Source organism: Pseudomonas sp. C 49-2 (genome assembly GCF_003970195.1).
Taxonomy (GTDB): domain Bacteria; phylum Pseudomonadota; class Gammaproteobacteria; order Pseudomonadales; family Pseudomonadaceae; genus Aquipseudomonas; species Aquipseudomonas canadensis.
This window is the reverse complement of record NZ_RXYG01000015.1, coordinates 13135-33815: the sequence shown is the minus strand read 5'-3', so window position 1 is coordinate 33815 and position 20681 is coordinate 13135. Positions and strand designations below refer to the sequence as shown.

Annotated in this window: 20 protein-coding genes; 7 read left to right on the top strand and 13 right to left on the bottom strand. The window is 61.7% G+C overall.

All coding sequences use genetic code 11. The annotated features are described in order from the left end of the window. Nucleotides 1–43: 43 nt before the first annotated feature. The 7 genes from EJ576_RS24630 to ctlX all read right to left on the bottom strand — a co-directional run bounded on the left by EJ576_RS24630 (nucleotide 44) and on the right by ctlX (nucleotide 5974). Entirely contained in the window at nucleotides 44–541 is a 498-nt protein-coding gene (locus EJ576_RS24630) for an Lrp/AsnC family transcriptional regulator (RefSeq protein WP_016974875.1), read from the bottom strand. Nucleotides 542–546: 5 nt separating this feature from the next. Next, on the bottom strand, nucleotides 547–1377 hold the full coding sequence (locus EJ576_RS24625) for an ABC transporter ATP-binding protein (RefSeq protein ID WP_016974876.1): 831 nt from the start codon (nucleotides 1375–1377) through the stop codon (nucleotides 547–549). Nucleotides 1378–1380: 3 nt separating this feature from the next. After that, entirely contained in the window at nucleotides 1381–2094 is a 714-nt protein-coding gene (locus EJ576_RS24620; RefSeq protein WP_028616988.1) for an ABC transporter permease, read from the bottom strand. Next, a complete protein-coding gene (locus tag EJ576_RS24615; protein WP_122729282.1) occupies nucleotides 2091–2792 on the bottom strand; it encodes an ABC transporter permease in 702 nt (233 codons plus the stop codon). The genes EJ576_RS24620 and EJ576_RS24615 overlap by 4 nt, the downstream gene beginning before the upstream one ends. Before the next feature lie 167 nt (nucleotides 2793–2959). After that, the gene (locus tag EJ576_RS24610) at nucleotides 2960–3739 is read right to left on the bottom strand and encodes an ABC transporter substrate-binding protein (protein ID WP_028616986.1); all 780 of its coding nucleotides are present in this window, start codon (nucleotides 3737–3739) and stop codon (nucleotides 2960–2962) included. Nucleotides 3740–3984: 245 nt separating this feature from the next. After that, entirely contained in the window at nucleotides 3985–5031 is a 1047-nt protein-coding gene (locus EJ576_RS24605; protein WP_126571349.1) for an ornithine cyclodeaminase, read from the bottom strand. A 16-nt stretch (nucleotides 5032–5047) separates the two neighbouring features. Continuing rightward, nucleotides 5048–5974: a citrulline utilization hydrolase CtlX gene (gene ctlX / locus EJ576_RS24600; protein ID WP_028616984.1), complete on the bottom strand. Its 927-nt coding sequence runs from the start codon at nucleotides 5972–5974 to the stop codon at nucleotides 5048–5050. A gap of 267 nt (nucleotides 5975–6241) precedes the next feature. On the opposite strand from ctlX, the gene EJ576_RS24595 reads away from it, so the two are divergent. Then, nucleotides 6242–7138, top strand: coding sequence for a GNAT family acetyltransferase (locus tag EJ576_RS24595; protein ID WP_126571348.1), 897 nt, complete (start codon nucleotides 6242–6244; stop codon nucleotides 7136–7138). Between the two features lie 42 nt (nucleotides 7139–7180). On the opposite strand, the gene EJ576_RS24590 is transcribed toward EJ576_RS24595, so the two are convergent. From EJ576_RS24590 to EJ576_RS24570, 5 genes are all read right to left on the bottom strand, one after another. Further along, a complete protein-coding gene (locus EJ576_RS24590) occupies nucleotides 7181–8200 on the bottom strand; it encodes a branched-chain amino acid aminotransferase (RefSeq protein ID WP_028616982.1) in 1020 nt (339 codons plus the stop codon). A 225-nt stretch (nucleotides 8201–8425) separates the two neighbouring features. Continuing rightward, nucleotides 8426–9805, bottom strand: coding sequence for a dihydrolipoyl dehydrogenase (gene lpdA, locus EJ576_RS24585; RefSeq protein ID WP_123476032.1), 1380 nt, complete (start codon nucleotides 9803–9805; stop codon nucleotides 8426–8428). A 3-nt stretch (nucleotides 9806–9808) separates the two neighbouring features. Beyond that, a complete protein-coding gene (locus EJ576_RS24580) occupies nucleotides 9809–11068 on the bottom strand; it encodes a dihydrolipoamide acetyltransferase family protein (protein WP_126571347.1) in 1260 nt (419 codons plus the stop codon). Continuing rightward, nucleotides 11069–12130 (bottom strand): alpha-ketoacid dehydrogenase subunit beta, encoded by a 1062-nt coding sequence (locus EJ576_RS24575; protein ID WP_093124311.1) that lies wholly within the window; start codon nucleotides 12128–12130, stop codon nucleotides 11069–11071. It lies immediately after the preceding gene. A 1-nt stretch (nucleotide 12131) separates the two neighbouring features. Continuing rightward, nucleotides 12132–13367, bottom strand: a complete 1236-nt coding sequence (locus EJ576_RS24570) for a 3-methyl-2-oxobutanoate dehydrogenase (2-methylpropanoyl-transferring) subunit alpha (RefSeq protein ID WP_028616979.1) — start codon at nucleotides 13365–13367, stop codon at nucleotides 12132–12134. Between the two features lie 195 nt (nucleotides 13368–13562). On the opposite strand from EJ576_RS24570, the gene bkdR reads away from it, so the two are divergent. Further along, nucleotides 13563–14048 carry a Bkd operon transcriptional regulator BkdR gene (bkdR, locus tag EJ576_RS24565; RefSeq protein ID WP_010209335.1) on the top strand — a complete coding sequence of 162 codons (486 nt, stop codon included), beginning with the start codon at nucleotides 13563–13565 and terminating at the stop codon, nucleotides 14046–14048. Here bkdR and EJ576_RS24560 read toward each other — a convergent pair. Next, complete coding sequence (locus EJ576_RS24560) at nucleotides 14045–14908, bottom strand: MBL fold metallo-hydrolase (RefSeq protein WP_126571346.1); 864 nt, start codon at nucleotides 14906–14908, stop codon at nucleotides 14045–14047. The two genes, bkdR and EJ576_RS24560, sit on opposite strands and share 4 nt — an antisense overlap. Before the next feature lie 94 nt (nucleotides 14909–15002). Here EJ576_RS24560 and EJ576_RS24555 point away from each other — a divergent pair, with 94 nt between their 5' ends. The 5 genes from EJ576_RS24555 to EJ576_RS24535 all read left to right on the top strand — a co-directional run bounded on the left by EJ576_RS24555 (nucleotide 15003) and on the right by EJ576_RS24535 (nucleotide 20672). After that, nucleotides 15003–15338, top strand: a complete 336-nt coding sequence (locus EJ576_RS24555; RefSeq protein ID WP_005789341.1) for a helix-turn-helix transcriptional regulator — start codon at nucleotides 15003–15005, stop codon at nucleotides 15336–15338. 50 nt (nucleotides 15339–15388) lie between these two features. Next, nucleotides 15389–16633, top strand: coding sequence for an FAD/NAD(P)-binding oxidoreductase (locus EJ576_RS24550; protein ID WP_126571345.1), 1245 nt, complete (start codon nucleotides 15389–15391; stop codon nucleotides 16631–16633). Then, on the top strand, nucleotides 16634–17446 hold the full coding sequence (locus EJ576_RS24545; RefSeq protein ID WP_122684008.1) for a sulfite exporter TauE/SafE family protein: 813 nt from the start codon (nucleotides 16634–16636) through the stop codon (nucleotides 17444–17446). It abuts the gene before it with no gap. Between the two features lie 198 nt (nucleotides 17447–17644). After that, nucleotides 17645–18790, top strand: coding sequence for a nitric oxide-sensing protein NosP (gene nosP / locus EJ576_RS24540; protein ID WP_122684006.1), 1146 nt, complete (start codon nucleotides 17645–17647; stop codon nucleotides 18788–18790). After that, nucleotides 18732–20672: a NahK/ErcS family hybrid sensor histidine kinase/response regulator gene (locus tag EJ576_RS24535; RefSeq protein WP_126571344.1), complete on the top strand. Its 1941-nt coding sequence runs from the start codon at nucleotides 18732–18734 to the stop codon at nucleotides 20670–20672. The genes nosP and EJ576_RS24535 overlap by 59 nt, the downstream gene beginning before the upstream one ends. The last annotated feature ends 9 nt before the right edge of the window (nucleotides 20673–20681 follow it).

Sequence of the window (20681 nt, the reverse complement as noted above, 5' to 3'; positions counted from 1 at the left end):
CCCGCTCCCACAGGGGTTATGCAGTGTTTGGTGAAATTGGGGCTCAGGCCAGTTCGGTGGCGGTGTTCTTGACCACCGCCAACTCCGGATGCGCCACCAACTTATCGATGTGCAACTCGTCATTGTTCAACCAGGTCTCCGTCAGCACCCGGTAATGCTCCATGTCCCGGCAGCGCATGCGCAGGCTGTAGTCAAACGGGCCGCTGATCAACTGGCATTCGAACACTTGCGGGCAGGCCTTCACACAGGCTTCAAAAGCCTTCTGCGCCGAGCGCCCGCTCTGGTTCGACAAGGCCACCAGCACCAGCAACGACAACCCAGGCGACACCATCTGCACATCAATGATCGCCCCATACCCACGGATCACCCCGCGCCGCTCCAGCTTGCGCACCCGTTCCAGGCAGGGCCTGGGCGTGAGGTGCACCAGCGACGAGAGCTTTTCGTAGGTGATACGCCCCTGGTGGCGTAGGACTTCGATGATGGCTTCATCGATGCGGTCCAGCGCGGGGGAGGAATGGGGTCCGTTGGCCTTGGTATCCATGGGTTTCACTTCAAACGGTTGGAAAGAAATTGCTGCAAGCGTTCGCTATTGGGGTGGTCGAGGATCCTGGCGTCGCCGTGTTCCTCGACCCGGCCCTGGTGCAAGAACAGCACTTGGCTGGACACCTGGCGGGCAAAGCCCATTTCGTGGGTGACCATCAGCATGGTACGGCCTTCCTCGGCCAACGTCTGTATGACTTTGAGGACTTCTCCTACAAGTTCGGGGTCCAGCGCGGACGTCGGCTCATCGAACAGGATGATCTCCGGCTCCATCGCAAGCGCCCGGGCAATCGCCACGCGCTGTTGTTGGCCACCGGAGAGGAACGCCGGGTATTGATCCGCCACGCGGCCCGGCAGGCCGACCTTGTCCAAATACATCCGTGCGCGTTTTTCCGCTTCGGCGGCGCTCACGCCCAACACCCGGCGCGGGGCCATGGTGATGTTTTCCAGCACGGTCATGTGGCTCCACAGGTTGAAGTGCTGGAACACCATGGCCAGGCGCGTGCGCAGGTTCTGCAATTGATCTTGATGCGGCGCACGGGTGCCGGCGCGGCCCTGGCGCATTTCGATGCTGATGCCGTCCAGGGTGATCACCCCGGCGTCCGGCTGTTCGAGGAAATTGATGCAGCGCAGCATTGTGCTTTTGCCGGAGCCGCTGGCGCCGATCAGGCTGATCACGTCGCCATGACGCGCATTCAGGGAAACCCCCTTGAGCACTTCGTGTTCGCCGTAGCGTTTGTGGATGCCTTCGACTTGTAGCTTGATGGCGGCGGTGGCGGGTTTGGCAACAGGTTCATCAACGGGATAAGCGGCCAGGGCCTGCGCGGACTGATTCATGGGTTAGCCACGGGTAGGAACAAGAAAACGCATCCAGCGACGTTCGGCCAGTCGGAACAGGCCCACCAGTGCAAAGGACAGCAGCATGTAGAGCAGGGCAGCGATGCCGAACGCCTGGAACGTCAGGAACGTCTCGGCATTGGCGTCGCGGGCCACCTTGAGGATGTCAGCCACGGTGGCGGTAAACGCCAGGGAGGTGGCGTGCAGCATCAGGATCATTTCGTTGCTGTAGGCCGGCAATGCGCGGCGCAGTGCGGCGGGCACCACCACGAACAGGTTGAGACGCCAGCCGTGCAGGCCATACGCGCGGGCCGCTTCGATTTCACCATGGGGAATATTGCGGATCGCCCCGGCAAAGATTTCCACGGTGTAGGCGCAGGTGTTGAGCACAAAGGCCAGCAGCGTGCAGTTCAGCGCGTTGCGGAAAAACTGGTTGAGCAGGGCGTTGTCCTGCACCACTTCCAGGCTGTACAGCCCGGTGTAGCAAATCAGCAGTTGGATATACAGCGGCGTGCCGCGAAACAGGTAGGTGTAGACCTCCACCGGCCAGCGCAGCCAGACGTGCTCGGAAACCCGCGCGAGTGCCAACGGTATTGATAGGAAAAAACCGAACACGACAGAGATGATGAACAACCACAACGTCATCGCTACGCCGGACAATCCTGTGCCATCGCTGAACAGATAGGCCAGGCCATATTGCTGGAACAGTTCGATCATCGCGCCATCCCTTTGATGCCGAGGTTGTAGCGCCGTTCGAGGCGCTTGAAGATGCGGTTGGAGAGGGTGGTGATCACCAGGTACACCAGGCCGGCGAGGATCAGGAAATACAGTGGCTCGTTGGTCGTCTTGCCGGCGTTCTGCGCGGCCTTGACCAGGTCCGACAGGCCGATGATCGACACCAGCGCGGTGGACTTGAGCAGCACTAGCCAGTTATTGCCCAGGCCCGGCAGGGCAAAGCGCATCAGTTGCGGGAACAGCACCAGGTGAAAGCGCTGCCAGCGGCTCAGGCCATAAGCGGTCGCCGCTTCCAGTTGGCCCACCGGCACGCTGAGGATCGCGCCCCGGAAGTTCTCGGTAAAGTACGCGCCGTAGATAAACCCCAGGGTAATCACCCCGGCGGTAAACGGATCGATTTCGAAGTAATCCCAGCCGAACACTTCGCTCAGGTCGTTGAGCCACAGTTGCAGGCTGTAGAAGATCAGCAGGATCAGCACCAGGTCCGGCACGCTGCGAATCAAGGTGGTGTAGAGCGTGGCCGGCACGCGCAGCCATTTGGCGCTGGAAAGCTTGGCGCCGGCGGCAATCAGGCCCAGGGCAAGGCTGAGGGCCAAGGCGAGGAATGACAGTTTGAGCGTCATCCACGCACCCTGGGCGAGCATCGGGCCGTAGCCCTGCAAGTTGAGGAATTCATTCATGGAAATGATCTCGATGGAGCACAGAGATTGACTGTGAACGCTGCCTTTTGTGGGAGGGGGCTTGCCCCCGATAGAGGTGTATCAGTGCCAAATCAGTTGACTGACCCACTGCAATCGGGGGCAAGCCCCCTCCCACACAAGCAAGTTTCCACAGGGAGGTGAGGGCGTCACTCGTTGTAGATGTCCTGGTCGCCGAAGTACTTCTTCTGGATCTGTGCGTAGGTGCCATCGGCCTGGACGGCGGCGATGCCCTTGTTGATCAGCGCGCGCAGCTCCTGATCGTTCTTGCGCAGGCCCATGGCGATGTCCAGGGGCAGTGTCGGGTCCTTGAAGGCCGGGCCGGTCTTGAAGTCGGCGCCTTCGGGCTTGGACAGGAAGTTGAGCTGGGCTTCGAGCTTGTCGGTCAGGGTCGCGTCGAGTCGGCCGTTCTGCAGGTCGGCGTAGTTCTGGTCCTGGGACTGATACGCCTTGATCTGCGCGCCGAGTTTGGCCAGGTGCGCCCGGGCATAGGCTTCTTGCAGCGAGCCTTGCAGCACGCCGACTTGCTTGCCCTTCAGAGATTCCGGCGTGTCGCCGAAGTCGGCGCTCTTGCGCGTGATCACGGAGGTCGGGCTGAGGAACAGACGATCACTGAAGTCGATGATCTTTTCGCGGGCCGGGGTCACGGCCATGGAGGACATGATTGCGTCGAACTTGCGTGCGCGCAGGGCCGGGATCATGCCGTCGAATTCGTTGTGCACCCAGGTGCATTTCACTTCCAGCTTGGCACAGATCGCGTTGCCCAACTCGATATCGAAGCCTTGCAGGCTGCCGTCGGCGGCGACGGATTCGAAGGGGGGATACTCGGGGAATACGCCGAAGCGAATTTCCTTCCAGTCCTGAGCGTGGGCGGCGGTGGCGCAGAGTGGCAACAGCAACGCGGCGAAGAGTGATCGCAGTGGAGTCATGTGGAGTCCCTATATTTTGTAATTGATGTCAGGGCAGTCTTTAAATTGAAACAAATAGTTTTTGTTGGAGGGAGAGAATGCTTCATGGTGGTGCGTTTTTTGTGTCGTTTACCCCTCCCACAAAGCGCGAATTACGCTGTTAAAACGGGCAATGCAGCGGAATCGGCTGAGGCACCCGCTGAATCGGCTTTTCACCAAGGTGAATCTGGCCCGCCCTCGACGCAAAGCGGCAGGCCAGAGCGTTTTCAGGCGCGCTTTTTCTGCTGTACGCGTGGTTGTTGGGCCAGGCGTGCGAACAGGTCTTTCGGGTCGGCCAGGTCCGGCACCAGCTCCAGGTCGCTGCCTACATCCAGTGCCTTGGCCACGTCCAGCACATAGCGCAGGGCCGAGTAGTCTTCGATGGCAAAACCTACCGAATCGAACAGGGTGACCTGGCGCGCATTTTCGCGGCCGGGCTGCTGGCCGTTGATCACTTGCCACAGTTCGGTGACCGGCGAATCTTCCGGCATGTGCTGGATTTCGCCTTCGATACGGCTTTGCGGTTCGTACTCGACGATCACTCGGGCGCGCTCGACGATGCGTCGGTCCAGCTCAGTCTTACCGGGGCAGTCGCCGCCGACGGCGTTGAGGTGCATGCCGGGCTCGATCATCTCGTCCGTCAGGATGGTGGCGTAGGCCTTGTCGGCCGTGACGGTGGTGACGATGTCGGCGCCTTTCACCGCTTCGGCGACGCTGGCGGCCAGGATCACCTTGATCGCCGGGAACGCCTTGAGGTTGGTCGCCAGCTTGGCGGTGGCTTTGGCGTCGATATCGAACAGGCGGATCTCATTGATGCCGAGCATGGCGTGGAAGGCCAGGGCCTGGAATTCGCTTTGCGAGCCGTTGCCGATCAGCGCCATGCTGCGGCTGTTGTCGCGGGCCAGGTAGCGGGCGACCAGCGCCGAGGTGGCGGCAGTGCGAATTGCGGTGGTCAGGGTCATTTCCGCCAGCAGCACGGGCAGGCCAGTGTCTACATCCCCCAAGGCGCCGAAGGCCATCACGGTGAGCATGCCGGCCAGGGTGTTTTTCGGATGACCGTTGACGTATTTGAACGCGTACAACGACGCGTCGGAGACTGGCATCAGCTCGATCACGCCGTCCGGCGAGTGGTTGGCCAGGCGCGCGCATTTTTCGAAATCCTGCCAGCGCAGGTAGTCGGCACGGATGTACTCGGCCATCTCGGTGATGCAGGTTTGCAGGCCTTTTTGCGAGACCAGGTAGCAGAGATCGTTGACGTCGATATAGCGGGTCATGGCAAGACTCCTTGAGTTATTGGACGGTGGCGCGGGCGGGCAGGTGCACTTCCGCCAGCATGCAGCGGGCACTGCCGCCGCCGATGCGTTCGATGTTGTCGATGTTCACCACCACCGGGCGCGTATGGCGCTCCACGTGCTGGCGCTGGGCGGGTTGCAGGGCGCCCCAGGCGCTGGCCGACATCACCAGCAGCGGCTGGCCGTCGCGGTCATGCACTTCGAGCATGTTGCCGGCGAAGGCTTCCAATTGGTCGAAGTCGAGGGCGAGGATGTCTTTGCCGGTGTCGCGCAGGGAGCGTTCCAGGGCCTGGCGTTCGCTGGCGTCGGGCAGGGCTTGCAGGCACACCACCGAGAGGTCGCGGCCGACGCTCATCATCACGTTGCTGTGGTAGATCGGCGCGTGATGGCGGTCGACGGCGTGAAACACGCAGAGCTGGTAGTCGAGGCGTTCGGCGAACTGGCGCAGCGCGTCGTGATGGGTGCGCCCGGAGTGGCAGGCGTAGCTGATGCGGTGCTGGCGGTCGAGCACCATGCTGCCGGTGCCTTCGAGGAAGATGTTCTGTTGTTCGAGGTGGCTGAGGTCGATGGTGTCCTTGACCGTAAATCGTTGTTCCAACACTTGCAGCACGCCTTTGTTGCGTTCCAGTCGTCGGTTCTGGCCTTCCATCGGGTACAGCACCAGGCTGCCGTCGGCGTGGCTGCTCCACCAGTTGTTGGGGAAGATCGAGTCGGGGGTGTGAGGTGCCGGGGTGTCCTGCACCACCAGTACTTCCACGCCGTGCTGGCGCAGGGTATCGACATAGCCGTCGAATTCTTCCAGCGCTTTCTGCTGTGCACTGAGCGGGTCGAGGGGGCGGCGTTGGAAGCGGTTGTTGATCGCGGTGTCCGGGTTGAAGGCAAAGCGCGCCGGGCGAATCATCAAGACAGTATTGGTGGTTTGCATGGGTGCACGGGTCCATGGGGTGAGCTGTGGGAATATTGTGTGGCTTGTGCGGGATGAATCCCGGCTGAAACCTGAGGGCGGCTCAGCCGGGAAAGCTGAAAAGGGTAATGGCACAGCCGAATCGGCTGTAGGGGTTGGAATGCGATCAATCTGTAGGAGCCGGCTTGCCAGCGATAGCGCTGGGTCTGACAGACCGCTATCGCTGGCAAGCCAGCTCCTACATTAGTATGGGGGCGGTCGCGAAACCCGAACCAGGAAGGAGAATGCATGTCTACCGCTGTTCGTACGGCCCAAACCGCTGATGCCGAGGGGATCAGCCAGGTCATTCTGGCGGCACTGCACAGCAGCAATGCGCGGGACTATCCGGCGGATGTGATCGCGCGGGTTGCCGCTAACTTCACGCCGGAGGCGGTGCTGGAACTGCTCAAGCGTCGCGTGGTGCTGGTGGCGGTTCAGGAACGGGTAATCGTCGCCACTGCGGCCCTCGACGGCAATGTGGTGCGCTCGGTGTTCGTCAACCCGGCGCTGCAAGGGCAGGGCATTGGTCGGCTGTTGATGATCGAGATTGAGCTACGCGCCCGCGAAGCCGGAGTGACGGTGCTGAGCGTACCGTCTTCGCTGACGGCCGAGCCGTTCTACGCCAAGCTGGGGTTCCATACCGTGCGCGACGTCTACCACGGCAACGAGCGTACGCTGGTGATGGAAAAAGCGCTGCTGTCCCGCCACCCTATCGGGCCGTACCGCGACCGCCCACACCGGGCGCAGGTGGTGGCGTTATGGCAGGAAGCATTTGGCTATGACACGGCGCATAACCTGCCGACGCTGGCGATTGATAAAAAGCTGGCGGTCAACGACGGGCTGTTTTTCGTGGCGATGGACAAAAAAACCGTGATCGGGACGATTCTGGCCGGCTACGACGGACATCGCGGCTGGCTGTATTCGGTGGCGGTGCACGCCGACTATCGGCGGCATGGCCTGGGGTCGTCGCTGGTGCGCCATGCGGAACAGGCATTGACGGCGCTGGGCTGCATGAAGATCAACTTGCAGATCACCAGTGGCAACGACGCGGTGGCGGGGTTTTATGAGGCGTTGGGGTATGGAGTGGAACCGAGGATCAGCATGGGCAAGAAGATTGCCGAAAACATCCCCAAGAACGGCGCGTAAACCTGTAGGAGCCGGCAAGCCGGCTCCTACAGGGTTTATGGGTTAGACCTTGACGATCCAGCCTTCCGGCGCTTCAACGTCACCGGTCTGCACACCGGTCAGCTCTTTGTAGAGCTTTTGGGTGATCGGGCCGACTTCGGTCTCGCTGTGGAACACGTGCAACTTGCCGTTGTACTGGATGCCGCCGATTGGCGAGATCACCGCAGCCGTACCGCAGGCGCCGGCTTCCTTGAACTGGTCCAGCTTGTCGATGAACACTTCGCCCTCGATCACGTCCAGGCCCAGGCGGGTCTTGGCCAGTTCGATCAGCGACAGGCGGGTGATGCCTGGCAGCACCGAAGGCGACTTCGGCGTAATGAACTGGTTGTCGTGGGTGATCCCGAAGAAGTTGGCCGAGCCGACTTCTTCGATTTTCGAATGGGTCATCGGGTCCAGGTAGATCGCATCGGCAAAACCGGATTTCTTCGCTTCGGAACCTGGCATCAGGCTGGCGGCGTAGTTGCCACCGACCTTGGCGGCACCGGTGCCTTGTGGCGCGGCGCGGTCGAAGGTGGAAATCTGGAAGTTGTGCGGCACCAGGCCGCCTTTGAAGTAGGCGCCGACCGGGATGCAGAACACGGAGAAGATGAACTCCGGCGCGGTACGTACGCCGATGTTGTCACCGGTGCCGATCACGAACGGGCGCAGGTACAGCGCGCCGCCGCTGCCGTACGGCGGGATGAAGTGCTCGTTGGCCTTGACCACTTGTTTGCAGGCGTCGATGAACACGTCGGTCGGCACATGCGGCATCAGCAGGCGGGCGCAGCTGCGCTGCATGCGGGCGGCGTTCTGGTCCGGGCGGAACAGGTTGATCGAACCGTCCTTGCAGCGATAGGCCTTGAGGCCTTCAAAGCATTGCTGGCCGTAGTGCAGGGCGGTGGAGCCCTCGCTGATGTGCAGCACGTTGTCGTCGGTCAGGGTGCCTTCTTGCCATTCGCCGTTTTTCCAGACCTGGAGAAACCGCTTGTCGGTCTTGATGTAGTCAAAACCCAGCTTGTCCCAATTGATGCTTTCGTTACCCATGACACCCTCTATCTCTGTTCAACCGCCTGGTCGAAGGCAGGCTTGTCGGTTTTTTTCTGGATGGGCGCAACAATACTTCATTCTTGGCCGGTGTGGGAGCGGGTGGGCGGACCATTCAGCCTCTGTATTGGCTGATCCGCCGCTATCGCAGGCGAGCCAGCTCCCACATTTGCAATGCATTCCACTGTGGGAGCCGGGCTTGCCCGCGATGGCCTCACCTCGGTTTTACAGGTGCAGCGCGTGCCCCAACGCTCTTAATGCGGCTTCCTGTACGGCTTCGCCCAAGGTTGGATGGGCGTGGATAGTGCCCGCCACGTCTTCCAGGCGCGAACCCATCTCCAGGCTCAGGCCGAAGGCGGTGGACAGTTCCGAGACACCAACCCCCACGGCTTGCCAGCCGACGATCAGGTGGTTGTCACGCCGCGCCACTACCCGCACGAAGCCGGTTTTGGACTCCAGGGTCATCGCCCGGCCATTGGCCGCGAACGGGAAGCTCGACACGATGCAATCCAATCCGGCGGCCTTGGCGTCGTCCGGGGTCTTGCCGACCACCACCAGTTCCGGGTCGGTAAAGCACACCGCCGGGATCGCGGCCGGGTTGAATTCGCGGGATTGACCGCTGATCAGTTCGGCGACCATTTCACCCTGGGCCATCGCTCGGTGCGCGAGCATCGGCTCGCCGCTCAGATCGCCGATGGCATACACGTTGCGCATGCTGGTCTGGCAGCGGCTGTCGATCTTGATCGCCGCGCCGTTCATCTCCAGGTTCAGCGCCTCAAGGTTCCAACCCTGGGTGTTGGGTTTGCGACCAACGGCAACCAGCACCTGATCGGTTGCCAGCGACAGGGTGTCGCCATTCGGGTCGCGTACTTGCAGGCTGCCATCGGCAAAACCCGTGACGCTGTGCTTGAGGTACAGCTTCACGCCCAGTTGCTTGAGGGATTCGTTCACCGGCTGCGTTAGCTCAGCGTCATAGGCGGGCAGGATGCGATCCTGTGCTTCGACCACACTCACGTCGGCGCCGAGCTTGCGGTAAGCGATGCCCAGTTCCAGGCCGATGTAACCGCCACCGACCACGATCAGGCGCTTGGGCACGCTTTTCGGCGCAAGGGCTTCGGTGGACGAAATGATCGGCCCGCCAATCGGCAGCATCGGCAGGTTGACGCTTTTCGAGCCGGTGGCCAGCAGCAAGTGTTCGCACTGGATGCGCCGGTCGCCGACGTCGACGGTCTTGCCGTCCACCACCTTGGCCCAGCCGTGGATCACCTGCACTTTGTGTTTCTTCAGCAAGGCGGCGACGCCGGTGGTCAGGCGGTCAACAATGCCGTCTTTCCATTCCACGCTTTTGCGGATATCCAGGGTCGGCACATCCACTTCGATGCCCAGTTGCGAACCCTGGCTGTGGTGGATGGTTTGCTGGAACTGCTCGGCCACGTGGATCAAGGCCTTGGATGGGATGCAGCCGATATTCAGGCAGGTGCCGCCCAGCGCCTGGCCTTCCACCAGGATGGTCGGAATGCCCAGTTGCCCGGCACGGATCGCTGCCACATAACCGCCAGGGCCGCCGCCGATGATCAGCAGCGTGGTATTCAATGTCTGTGTCATGCCTTACTCCAGGAACAGGCTGGCGGGTTGTTCGAGCAGGCCGCGAATGGCCTGGATGAATTGCGCCGCGTCCATGCCATCGACCACGCGGTGATCGAAGGAACTGGAGAGGTTCATCATCTTGCGCACCACGATCTGGCCCTTGATCACCATCGGCCGTTCCACGATGCGGTTGACGCCAACAATCGCCACTTCCGGCAGGTTCAGCACCGGTGTGCTGACGATGCCGCCCAAGGCACCCAGGCTGGTCAGGGTGATAGTCGAGCCCGAGAGCTCGTCACGGCTGGCCTTGCCATTGCGCGCAGCCGTGGCCAAACGTGCGATTTCTTCGGCATTGCCCCACAGGCTGCGGGCTTCGGCGTGACGCACCACCGGCACCATCAAGCCAACATCGCTCTGGGTGGCGACGCCCACGTGCACGGCGCCGAGACGGGTGATGACCTGGGCCTCGTCGTCGTAACGCGCGTTGATCTGCGGGAAGTCACGCAGTGCCACCACCATGGCGCGCACGATGAACGGCAGCAGGGTCAGCTTGCCGCGTGTGGCGCCGTGTTTCTCGTTGAGGTGCACGCGCAGCTCGTCGAGGGCGGTGACGTCGATCTCTTCCACATAACTGAAATGTGCGGCGCGCCGGGTGGCGTCCTGCATGCGCTGGGCGATCTTGCGGCGCATGCCGATCACCGGGATCTGTTCTTCGGTGTGGCGTTCGGCGTAAGGGTTGGCAGCGCTTTTATTCTGCGTCGGACCCTGGAGCAAGAAAGCCTCTAAATCTTCGTGCAGAATCCGGCCCGCCGGGCCAGTGCCCTGGACCAGACGCAGTTGAATCCCGGCGTCCAATGCGTGTTTGCGCACGGCCGGGGAGGCCAGCGGGCGATCGTCGGCTTCACGTGCCACAGGCGCCTGGGCTGCGATAACCGGTGCAGGTTTGCTTTCAACCACCACCGGCGCAGGCTTGGCCTCAACCACAGGGGTGGCCTTCGGCGTTTCCTTCACGGCGGGCGCTTCCTTGGCGTTGCCGGCACCTTCCACTTCAATGCTGATCAGAATACTGCCCACGGCCATGACTTCACCCGGCTCGCCGCCGAGGGAAATCACCTTGCCGTGCACGGGCGAGGGAATGTCCACCATCGCCTTGTCGGTCATTACATCCGCCAGCACCTGGTCTTCCACGACCATGTCGCCGACCTTTACATGCCACACCGACAGTTCAACTTCCGCGATGCCTTCGCCAATATCCGGCATCTTGATAACGTGCGTGCCCATTCAGACCTCCATGACCCGTTTCAACGCCGCGCCCACTCGGGACGGCCCTGGGAAATACGCCCACTCTTGCGCGTGCGGGTAGGGGGTGTCCCAACCGGTGACGCGTTCGATCGGCGCTTCCAGGTGGTGGAAGCAGTGTTCTTGCACCAGTGACACCAGCTCGGCACCAAAGCCGCAGGTGCGGGTGGCTTCATGCACCACCACGCAACGGCCGGTCTTCTTCACGGATTTGACGATGGTTTCCAGGTCCAGCGGCCACAGGCTGCGCAGGTCGATGACCTCGGCGTCGATGCCGGTTTCTTCGGCGGCAACTTGCGACACATACACGGTGGTGCCATAGGTCAGCACGGTAACGGCCGAGCCCGGACGCACGATGGCGGCCACGTCCAGCGGCACGGTGTAGTAACCGTCCGGCACCTGGGCTTGCGGGTGTTTCGACCACGGGGTTACCGGGCGGTCGTGATGGCCATCGAATGGGCCGTTGTACAGGCGTTTTGGCTCAAGGAAGATCACCGGGTCATCGTTCTCGATGGAGGCGATCAGCAGGCCCTTGGCGTCATAGGGGTTCGACGGCATCACCGTGCGCAACCCGCAAACCTGGGTGAACACCGCTTCGATACTCTGGCTGTGAGTCTGGCCGCCATAGATGCCACCGCCGCACGGCATGCGCATGGTCAGTGGCGCGGTGAACTGGCCGGCCGAGCGATAACGCAGGCGCGCCGCTTCGGAGATGATCTGGTCGGTGGCGGGGTAGACGTAGTCGGCGAACTGAATCTCGGCCACCGGGCGCAGGCCATAGGCGCCCATGCCCACGGCCACGCCGATAATGCCGCTCTCGGAGATCGGTGCATCAAATACCCGCGAGCTGCCGTATTTGGTCTGCAAACCTTCGGTGCAGCGGAACACGCCGCCGAAATAACCGACGTCCTGGCCAAACACCACCACGTTGTCGTCTCGTTCGAGCATCACATCCATGGCCGAGCGCAGGGCCTGGATCATGGTCATGGTGGTGGTGGTGGTCATGGCGGTTTCCACTTCAATACTGTTGTTGTGATCGTTCATGTCAGATCCCCAACTCTTGACGCTGGCGCTTCAAATGCTCCGGCATCTCTTTGTAGACGTCTTCGAACATGGTCGCGGCGCTTGGAATCTGGCCGCCGGCGAGGGTGCCGTACTGTTCGGCTTCTTTCTGTGCCTTGACCACTTCGGCTTCAAGTTCTGCACTGACCGCCGCGTGTTCCTCTTCGGACCACTGGCCAATCTTGATCAGGTGCTGCTTGAGGCGGGCAATCGGGTCGCCCAGGGGGAAGTGGCTCCAGTCGTCGGCTGGGCGATATTTCGACGGATCATCAGAAGTGGAGTGCGGGCCGGCGCGGTACGTGACCCACTCGATCAGCGTAGGACCAAGGTTGCGGCGCGCACGCTCGGCGGCCCAGGCGGAGGCGGCGTACACCGCGATGAAATCGTTGCCGTCCACCCGCAGGGAAGCGATGCCACAACCGACGCCGCGTCCGGCGAACGTGGTGGCTTCACCCCCGGCAATGGCCTGGAAGGTGGAGATGGCCCATTGGTTGTTGACCACGTTGAGGATCACCGGCGCACGGTACACGTGGGCGAAGGTGAGGGCGGTGTGGAAGTCCGATTCGGCGGTGGCACCGTCGCCGATCCAGGCGGATGCAATCTTGGTGTCGCCCTTGATCGCCGAGGCCATGCCCCAGCCCACGCCTTGTACGAATTGGGTGGCGAGGTTGCCGGAAATGGTGAAGAAGCCGGCGTCCTTGACCGAGTACATGATGGGCAACTGACGGCCTTTGAGCGGATCACGCTCGTTGGACAGCAGTTGGCAGATCAGGTCCACCAGTGGCACCTCGCGGGCCATCAGGATGCTTTGCTGGCGGTAGGTGGGGAAGCACATGTCGTCGATGTTCAAGGCCAGGGCCTGGGCACTGCCGATGGCTTCTTCGCCGAGACTTTGCATGTAGAACGACATTTTTTTCTGACGTTGGGCGACCACCATGCGGTTGTCGAAGATCCGCGTCTTGAGCATGGCGCGCATGCCGCGGCGCATGATCTCGACGGGAACACCTTCGGCCCATGGCCCCAAGGCCTGGCCCTGGTCGTCGAGCACGCGGATCAGGCCCTTGGCCAGGTCGGCGGTGTCGGCGGGTTCTACGTCGATGGCGGGTTTGCGCACTAGACCTGCGTCGGTCAGGCGCAGGTACGTGAAGTCGGTCTTGCAGCCTGGGCGTCCCGAGGGTTCAGGGACGTGCAGGCGCAGTGGTTCATACTGCTGGGTCATGGCTTTCTACGCTCTATCTTGTGAATTTCTTGTAGTGGGCGCGCTAGCTGACAGTCAGTCTCCGGATAGGAGAAATCTTGTCCTACAACAATCATAGGCGGGGCGTAGAAGAATATTTATCTGTGTTTCATTGCGCTCGGGATCATTTGCGGATAAAAAAACTGCATAAGCATAATAAACAGGTGATTTTGTCTCATGCGCAAACTGGACCGTACCGATATTGGCATTCTCAACGCCCTGCAGGAGAACGCCCGCATCACCAACGCCGACCTGGCCCGCTCGGTGAACCTGTCGCCCACGCCGTGTTTCAACCGGGTGAAGGCGATGGAGGAGTTGGGCTTGATCCGTGACCAAGTCACGCTGCTCGACGCCGATCTATTGGGGCTGCACGTCAATGTGTTCATCCACGTCAGCCTGGAAAAGCAGAATGAGTTGGCGTTGCAGCAGTTCGAAGGCGCGATCTCGGACCGGCCAGAAGTGATGGAGTGTTACCTGATGGCCGGCGACCCGGACTATCTGATCCGGGTGCTGGTGCCGACAATCCAGTCGCTGGAGCGTTTCATGATGGACTTTTTAACCAAGGTGCCGGGCGTCGCCAACATCCGCTCCAGCTTCGCCCTCAAGCAGGTGCGCTACAAAACCGCGTTGCCGCTACCGGCCAACGGCATCAACCTGGGTTAGAGGTGGTTGACCGGAATCTTCAGGTACACCACACCATTGTCCTCCGCCGGCGGCATATTCCCCGCCCGCACATTCACCTGGATCGCCGGCAGCAACAGCGTCGGCATCCCCAGCCCTGCGTCACGCGTGGTGCGCATCTCGACAAACGCGGCTTCATCCACGCCATCATGCACATGGATATTCCCCGCACGCTGCTCAGCCACCGTGGTCCGGCACTTTGCCTCACGGCCTTCAGGCGGGTAGTCGTGGCAGACGTACAACTCGGTTTCCAGGGGAAAGCCCAGCAACTTGCGCATCGACGCATACAACTGCCGCGCATCGCCGCCAGGGAAATCACAGCGCGCCGTTCCGACATCCGGCATGAACAGCGTGTCACCCACCAGGATCAGTCGGTCGTCGATCAGGTAGGCCATGTCCGCCGGGGTATGCCCTGGCACATGCAGGGCCTGGGCCTTGATCGTGCCGATGTGAAACACCTCATCCGGCGCAAACAGGTGATCGAACTGCGAGCCATCCACGCGAAATTCCGGCTCCAGGTTGAACAGGTTCTTGAACACCCCCTGCACTTTGCTGATCGACTGCCCGATGGCGATCTTGCCACCCAGCGCGCGGCGCAGGTATGGCGCGGCAGACAAGTGATCAGCGTGGGCGTGGGTTTCCAGCAGCCATTGCACCTGCAGCCCATGCTCGCGCACAAAGCGGATGACCTTGTCGGCCTGGGCGGTGTCGGTGCGCCCCGAGGCCGGGTCGTAGTTGAGCACCGAATCGACGATGGCACAGGGGCCGCCATCGGTTTCATAAATCACGTAGGTGTAGGTCGACGATGCCTCGTCCAGAAAGGCTTGGATCAGCGCTGGCATGGCGGTTGTCCCGGATGAAGAAAAAAGTAGTTACAATCAGTTTACGTTTTCACATAATGTTTTGAGCTTAAGTGACAAAAAGGACCCGAGGCAAATGGAATCTACTCTGAGTGAGGGCGAAGTCGCCCAGTTGCGCGCATCGGCGTCCAAGGCCTGCTCCTTGCTCAAGGCCCTGGCCAATGAGGATCGTTTGTTGATCCTGTGCCAGTTGACCCAGGGCGAGCGCAATGTCGGCGAACTGGAAGCCCTGACCGGCGTGCGCCAGCCCACGCTGTCTCAACAGTTGGGCATCCTGCGTGACGAAGGGTTGGTCGCCACCCGTCGGGAAGGTAAATACATCTTCTACGGGTTGGCCAGCCACGAAGTTATTCAAGTAATGAAGACCCTGTCCGGCTTGTACTGCGGCGCGGTCATAAAAAGCTGGGCGTGACGCCATCCGGCAGCGACCCTTGTGTGCATGTATGACAAAGGCGATAGACCATGACCGACCAACACTGGGGCCCAACCATCAGTGGCGACATCGTAGTCATCGGCGGCGGCTCGGCGGGCATTGGCCTGCTGGCCAGCCTGCTCAAGCGCGACCCGCACCTGAATATCATCCTGATCGAACCGAGCGACCATCATTGCTACCAGCCCGCCTGGACCCTGGTGGGTGGCGGCGCCTATGACCTGAAAAAGACCCGCCGCCCGCTGGCTGATGTATTGCCCAACGGCGTTACCTGGGTGCAAGCCGCCGTCACCGAAGTACTGCCCGACGAGCAGACCCTGATCCTCGACAGCGGCCAGCGTGTCAGCTGGCAAAACCTGATCGTCTGCCCCGGCCTGCGCCTGGCCTGGGAGAAGATCGAAGGCCTGCAAGACACCCTCGGCAAGCATGGCGTCACGTCCAACTACAACTACCAGCACGCCGCTTACACCTGGCAACTGGTGCAGCAACTCAAGGGCGGCAAGGCGATCTTCACCCAGCCAGCCATGCCGATCAAATGCGCAGGCGCGCCGCAAAAAGCCATGTATTTGTCCTGCGATCACTGGCTCAAGCAGGGCGCGCTGAAAAACATTGACGTCGAATTCAACCTGGCCGGTGCCGCGCTGTTCGGCGTGGCGACCTTCGTGCCGCCGTTGATGAAATACGTGGAGAAGTACAACGCCCGCCTGGCGTTCAACGCCAACCTGGTGAAAGTCGACGGCCCAGCGCGTAAGGCCTGGTTCGAAGTGAAGGACGCCGAAGGCAATGCCCGCGTTGAAGAAAAATCCTTCGACCTGCTGCACGTGGTCCCACCGCAGGTTTCTCCGGACTTCATCCGCCAAAGCCCGCTGTCCGACGCCGCCGGCTGGTGCGAAGTGAACCCGCACAGCCTGCAACACCTGCGTTACCCACACATCTTCGGCTTGGGTGATGTGTGCGGCACCACCAACGCCAAGACCGCGGCGGCGGTGCGCAAGCAGATCGTGGTGGTCGCCGAAAACCTGCTGGCCCTGCGCAAACAGGCGCCGCTGCCGCTCAAATACGATGGCTATGGTTCCTGCCCATTGACGGTGGAGAAGGGCAAGGTGGTGTTGGCAGAGTTCGGCTACGGCGGCAAGCTGCTGCCGACCTTTCCCCTGGACCCGACCCAGGCGCGGCGTTCGATGTGGTTCCTCAAGGCCACCTTGCTGCCGTGGTTCTACTGGAATGGCATGCTCAAGGGCCGCGAGTGGCTGACCCGACTGAGCAAGGTGGACTGAATGCTGCTGGCGAGTGTGTTGGGGTTATTGATGGGCCTGGTCATGGGCCTGACCGGCGCGGGCGGCGGCATCCTTGGGGTGCCGGCGCTGGTGCTTGGTTTGGGCTTGAGCATGACCCAGGCCGCGCCGGTGTCGTTGCTTGCGGTTGGTGCGGCGGCGGCGGTGGGAGCGGTCGATGGTTTGCGGCATGGCCTGGTGCGTTACCGCGCTGCGTTGTTGATCGCCTTGCTCGGTGCGTTGTTCTCGCCGGTGGGGGTGTTTCTCGCCCATCAACTGCCGGAAGCGTTGCTGATGGGGCTGTTCAGTGGCTTGATGGTGTTGGTGGCCTGGCGCATGTTGCAGCGTGAAAAACGTGAGGACGGGCCGAGTGGCCATGGCACGGCGTCCTGGGGCCAGAAGAACTGCATGCTCGATCAGCAGACCGGGCGCTTCGCCTGGACCGCCAAATGCAGCGCGACCCTGGCCGCCCTCGGCGCGGTGACCGGTGCGGTATCCGGCCTGCTCGGTGTGGGCGGTGGCTTCCTGATCGTGCCGGCGTTCAAGCAACTCACCGATGTGCAGATGCGCGGCATCGTCGCCACCTCCTTGATGGTGATCAGCCTGCTCTCCTTGGTCGGTGTGGCCGGCGCGTTCCATGCCGGTGTACGCATCGAATCGGTGGGCTGGGTGTTTATCGGTGCGAGCATCGTCGGCATGCTGGCCGGTCGACGCCTGTGTTCGGTGATTCCTGCGCGCACCTTGCAGATGGGGTTTGCCAGCCTGTGTGTACTGGTGGCCGTTGGCATGTTGGTCAAGGCCGGTCTTACGTCCTAAGTGCCGGACCTGGACTAAATCGAATTTGCCGGCAGTCCTCACCTGGTCCCCCTCACTTTGCAGGTGCCGGATTGGCGCAAGCCGGCCCCTGCAGAGGCAGTGGCAATTCATCCCATTGAATCCCCCACCCAGTACCCAAGTAGCATAGGTCCATTCCCAGGCCCTTCGTACACTGATGCTTCAGAGGGGGAGTCAACGATGCACAACAGTGAAGGCGTAGTCAGCGCCATGTCCCAGGCCACGGATGCCGGGCAGGCCGCCGAGGAACTGGCGCGGCAACTGCTGCATCCGTACCTGGGTTTCGTGCTGTTTTTCTGCTCGGCGTCCTACGATCTACAGGTCCTGGGCCAGGCCTTGCAACAGTGCTTCGGCAATGTGCGAGTGGTCGGCTGCACCAGCGCCGGTGAGATCACCCCCCAAGGCTACGGTCGCAACTGCATCACGGCAGTCGGCTTCAACCATGCGCACTTTTCCATCGCCACCGAACTCATCGACCAGGTGGAGCATTTCAACCTGATCAACGCCCAGGACATGGTCGAGCGACTGGTGGGCGGTTGCCGTAGCAATACCCTGGCGCCGATCAAGGGCAACACGTTTGCCCTGACCTTGCTTGACGGCCTGTCCAGCCGCGAAGAAATGGTATTGGCCGCGCTCAGTGCGGCCCTCGGGGATATCCCGCACTTCGGCGGCTCGGCCGGTGACGACAACTTCCTCACCCACACCCACGTGTATTTCAACGGTGTATTCCACAGTGGCGCGGCGGTGGTGATGCTGGTCAATACCTGGTTGGATTTCGAGGTGTTCACCACGCACCACATCCTGCCGCGCACGGAAAAGCTGGTGGTCACCGGCGCCGACAGCCCGTCGCGCCGCGTCTTCGAACTCAACGCCGAGCCCGCTGCCGAAGAGTACGCACGGCATATCGGCGTGGCAGTGGCCGACCTCGACCATCGCGTCTTCGCCGCCCACCCGCTGGCGGTGCGCATTCACGATCAGTACTACGTGCGCTCGATCCAGCAAGTACACGCCGACCTCAGCCTGAGTTTCTACTGCGCGGTGGAAAACGGCATCGTGCTCACCGTCATGAAGCCTGGCCCGATCCTGCCCAATCTGGAAACCCTGTTCGACGGCCTGCAAGCGCGCCTTGGCGACCTGTTGCTGACCATCGGCTGCGATTGCTTCCTGCGCCGCCTGGAACTGGAAGACACCGGCAACCTGGAACAGATCGGCGGGTATTTGCGCGACCAGCGGGTGATGGGCTTCAACACCTACGGAGAACAGTTCAATGGCATGCACATCAACCAGACCTTCACCGGGGTCGCCATTGCCCGAGGCCGGCGCTGACCTGTCCGCTCAACTGGCCCGGCTGCAACAGGACAACCACAAGCTGGCGCGGATCAACGCGGCGCTGATCGAGCGCATCGAGTCCGGCATGACCCAGGGCAACAACCCCTACACCACCTTCCAGCATTCGGTGGTGCTGGCCGAGCAAGTGCGCGAGCGCACCGACGCGCTGAACCAGGCAATGGCCGAACTCAAGGCCAGCAACCACCTGCTGATCAATGCCCGGCTACGCGCCGAAACCCTGCGCGGCGAGCAGGCCGCCGCGCAGAAGGCCCAGGAAAGCGAACGCTGGATCCGCCTGATCACCGACAACGTGCCGGCGCTGATCGGCTACTTGAATGCTGATCTGGTCTACGAATTCACCAATAAAGTCTATGAGGAATGGTACTGCTGGCCGCGCGGCATGATGCTCGGCCAGAGCCTGCGCGAAGTGCACAGTGAGCAACATTGCCAGCGCCTGGACGCCTACGTCGCCCGCGCGTTGGCGGGGGAGAGCGTGACCTTCGAATTTGCCGAAACCAACATCAACAACCAGGAGCGCTACATGCTGCGCTCCTATGTGCCGAACCTGTTGGCCAGTGGCGAGGTGGTAGGGATCTTCGTGTTGATCCGCGACATCACCGAACGCCGCCGCACCGCCGAGGCCTTGCACCAGGCCTATCAGCACCTGGAGCAGCGCGTGGCGCAGCGCACGTCGGAACTCACCTCGCTCAATGACCAGTTATTGAAGGAAATCGACGAACGCCGCCGCATGGAAACAAGGTTGCGCGAAGCCAAGCTGGAGGCCGAGCAGGCCAACCTGTCCAAGACCAAATTCCTTGCCGCCGTCAGCCATGACCTGCTGCAACCACTGAACGCGGCGCGGTTGTTCACCAGTGCCTTGCTGGAGCGCCCCAGCGAAACCCTGGTGCGCAATGTGAGCAACTCCCTGGAAGACGTGGAAAACCTGCTGGGTACGTTGGTCGATATTTCCAAGCTGGATGCTGGGGTGATCAAGGCGGATATCGCGCCGTTTGCCCTGAGTGAACTGCTGGAAAACCTGGCTGCCGAGTACACCGAACTGGCCCGTGCCGAAGGGCTCGAACTGCACTTTGTCGGGTGCTCGGCGCTGGTGCGCAGCGATATCCAGTTGCTGGCGCGGATCCTGCGCAATCTGCTGAGCAATGCCCTTCGCTACACCTACAAAGGTCGCGTGGTGTTGGGGTGCAGGCGCCAGCATCAGCGCCTGTCGATCCAGGTGTGGGACAGCGGCATGGGCATTACCGAAGACCGCCTGGAGGAAATTTTCCAGGAGTTCAAGCGCGGCGATGTGCAGCGCCCTGACCAGGATCGCGGGTTGGGCCTGGGCCTGGCCATCGTGGAAAAGATCGCCGGCATCCTCGGCCACCGTATCAGCGTCAAATCCTGGCCAGGCAAGGGCTCGATGTTTTCGGTCGAGGTGCCGTTGAGCGCCACTGCACCCAAGTCATTGCCGGCCCCGTGCATGAGCGAGCCGATGCTCGAACGCCTGCAAGGCGCGCGGGTGTGGGTGCTGGATAACGACGCGGCGATCTGCGCCGGCATGCGCACCTTGCTCGAAGGCTGGGGTTGCCGGGTGATCACCGCGCTGTCGGAACAGGACCTGGCCCGGCAGGTGGACAACTACCATGCAGAGGCAGACCTGTTGATTGCCGATTATCACCTCGACGACGACCAGAACGGCGTGGACGCGGTGGCGCGGATCAACGCTCGACGAGGCCGTGCGGTGCCGGCGTTGATGATCACGGCCAACTACAGCAACGAGTTGAAGCTGCAGATTCGCGAGTTGGGGCATACGTTGATGCACAAGCCGGTAAGGCCGATGAAGCTCAAGACCGCCATGAGCCACTTATTAGGCAAGTGAACACCGCAA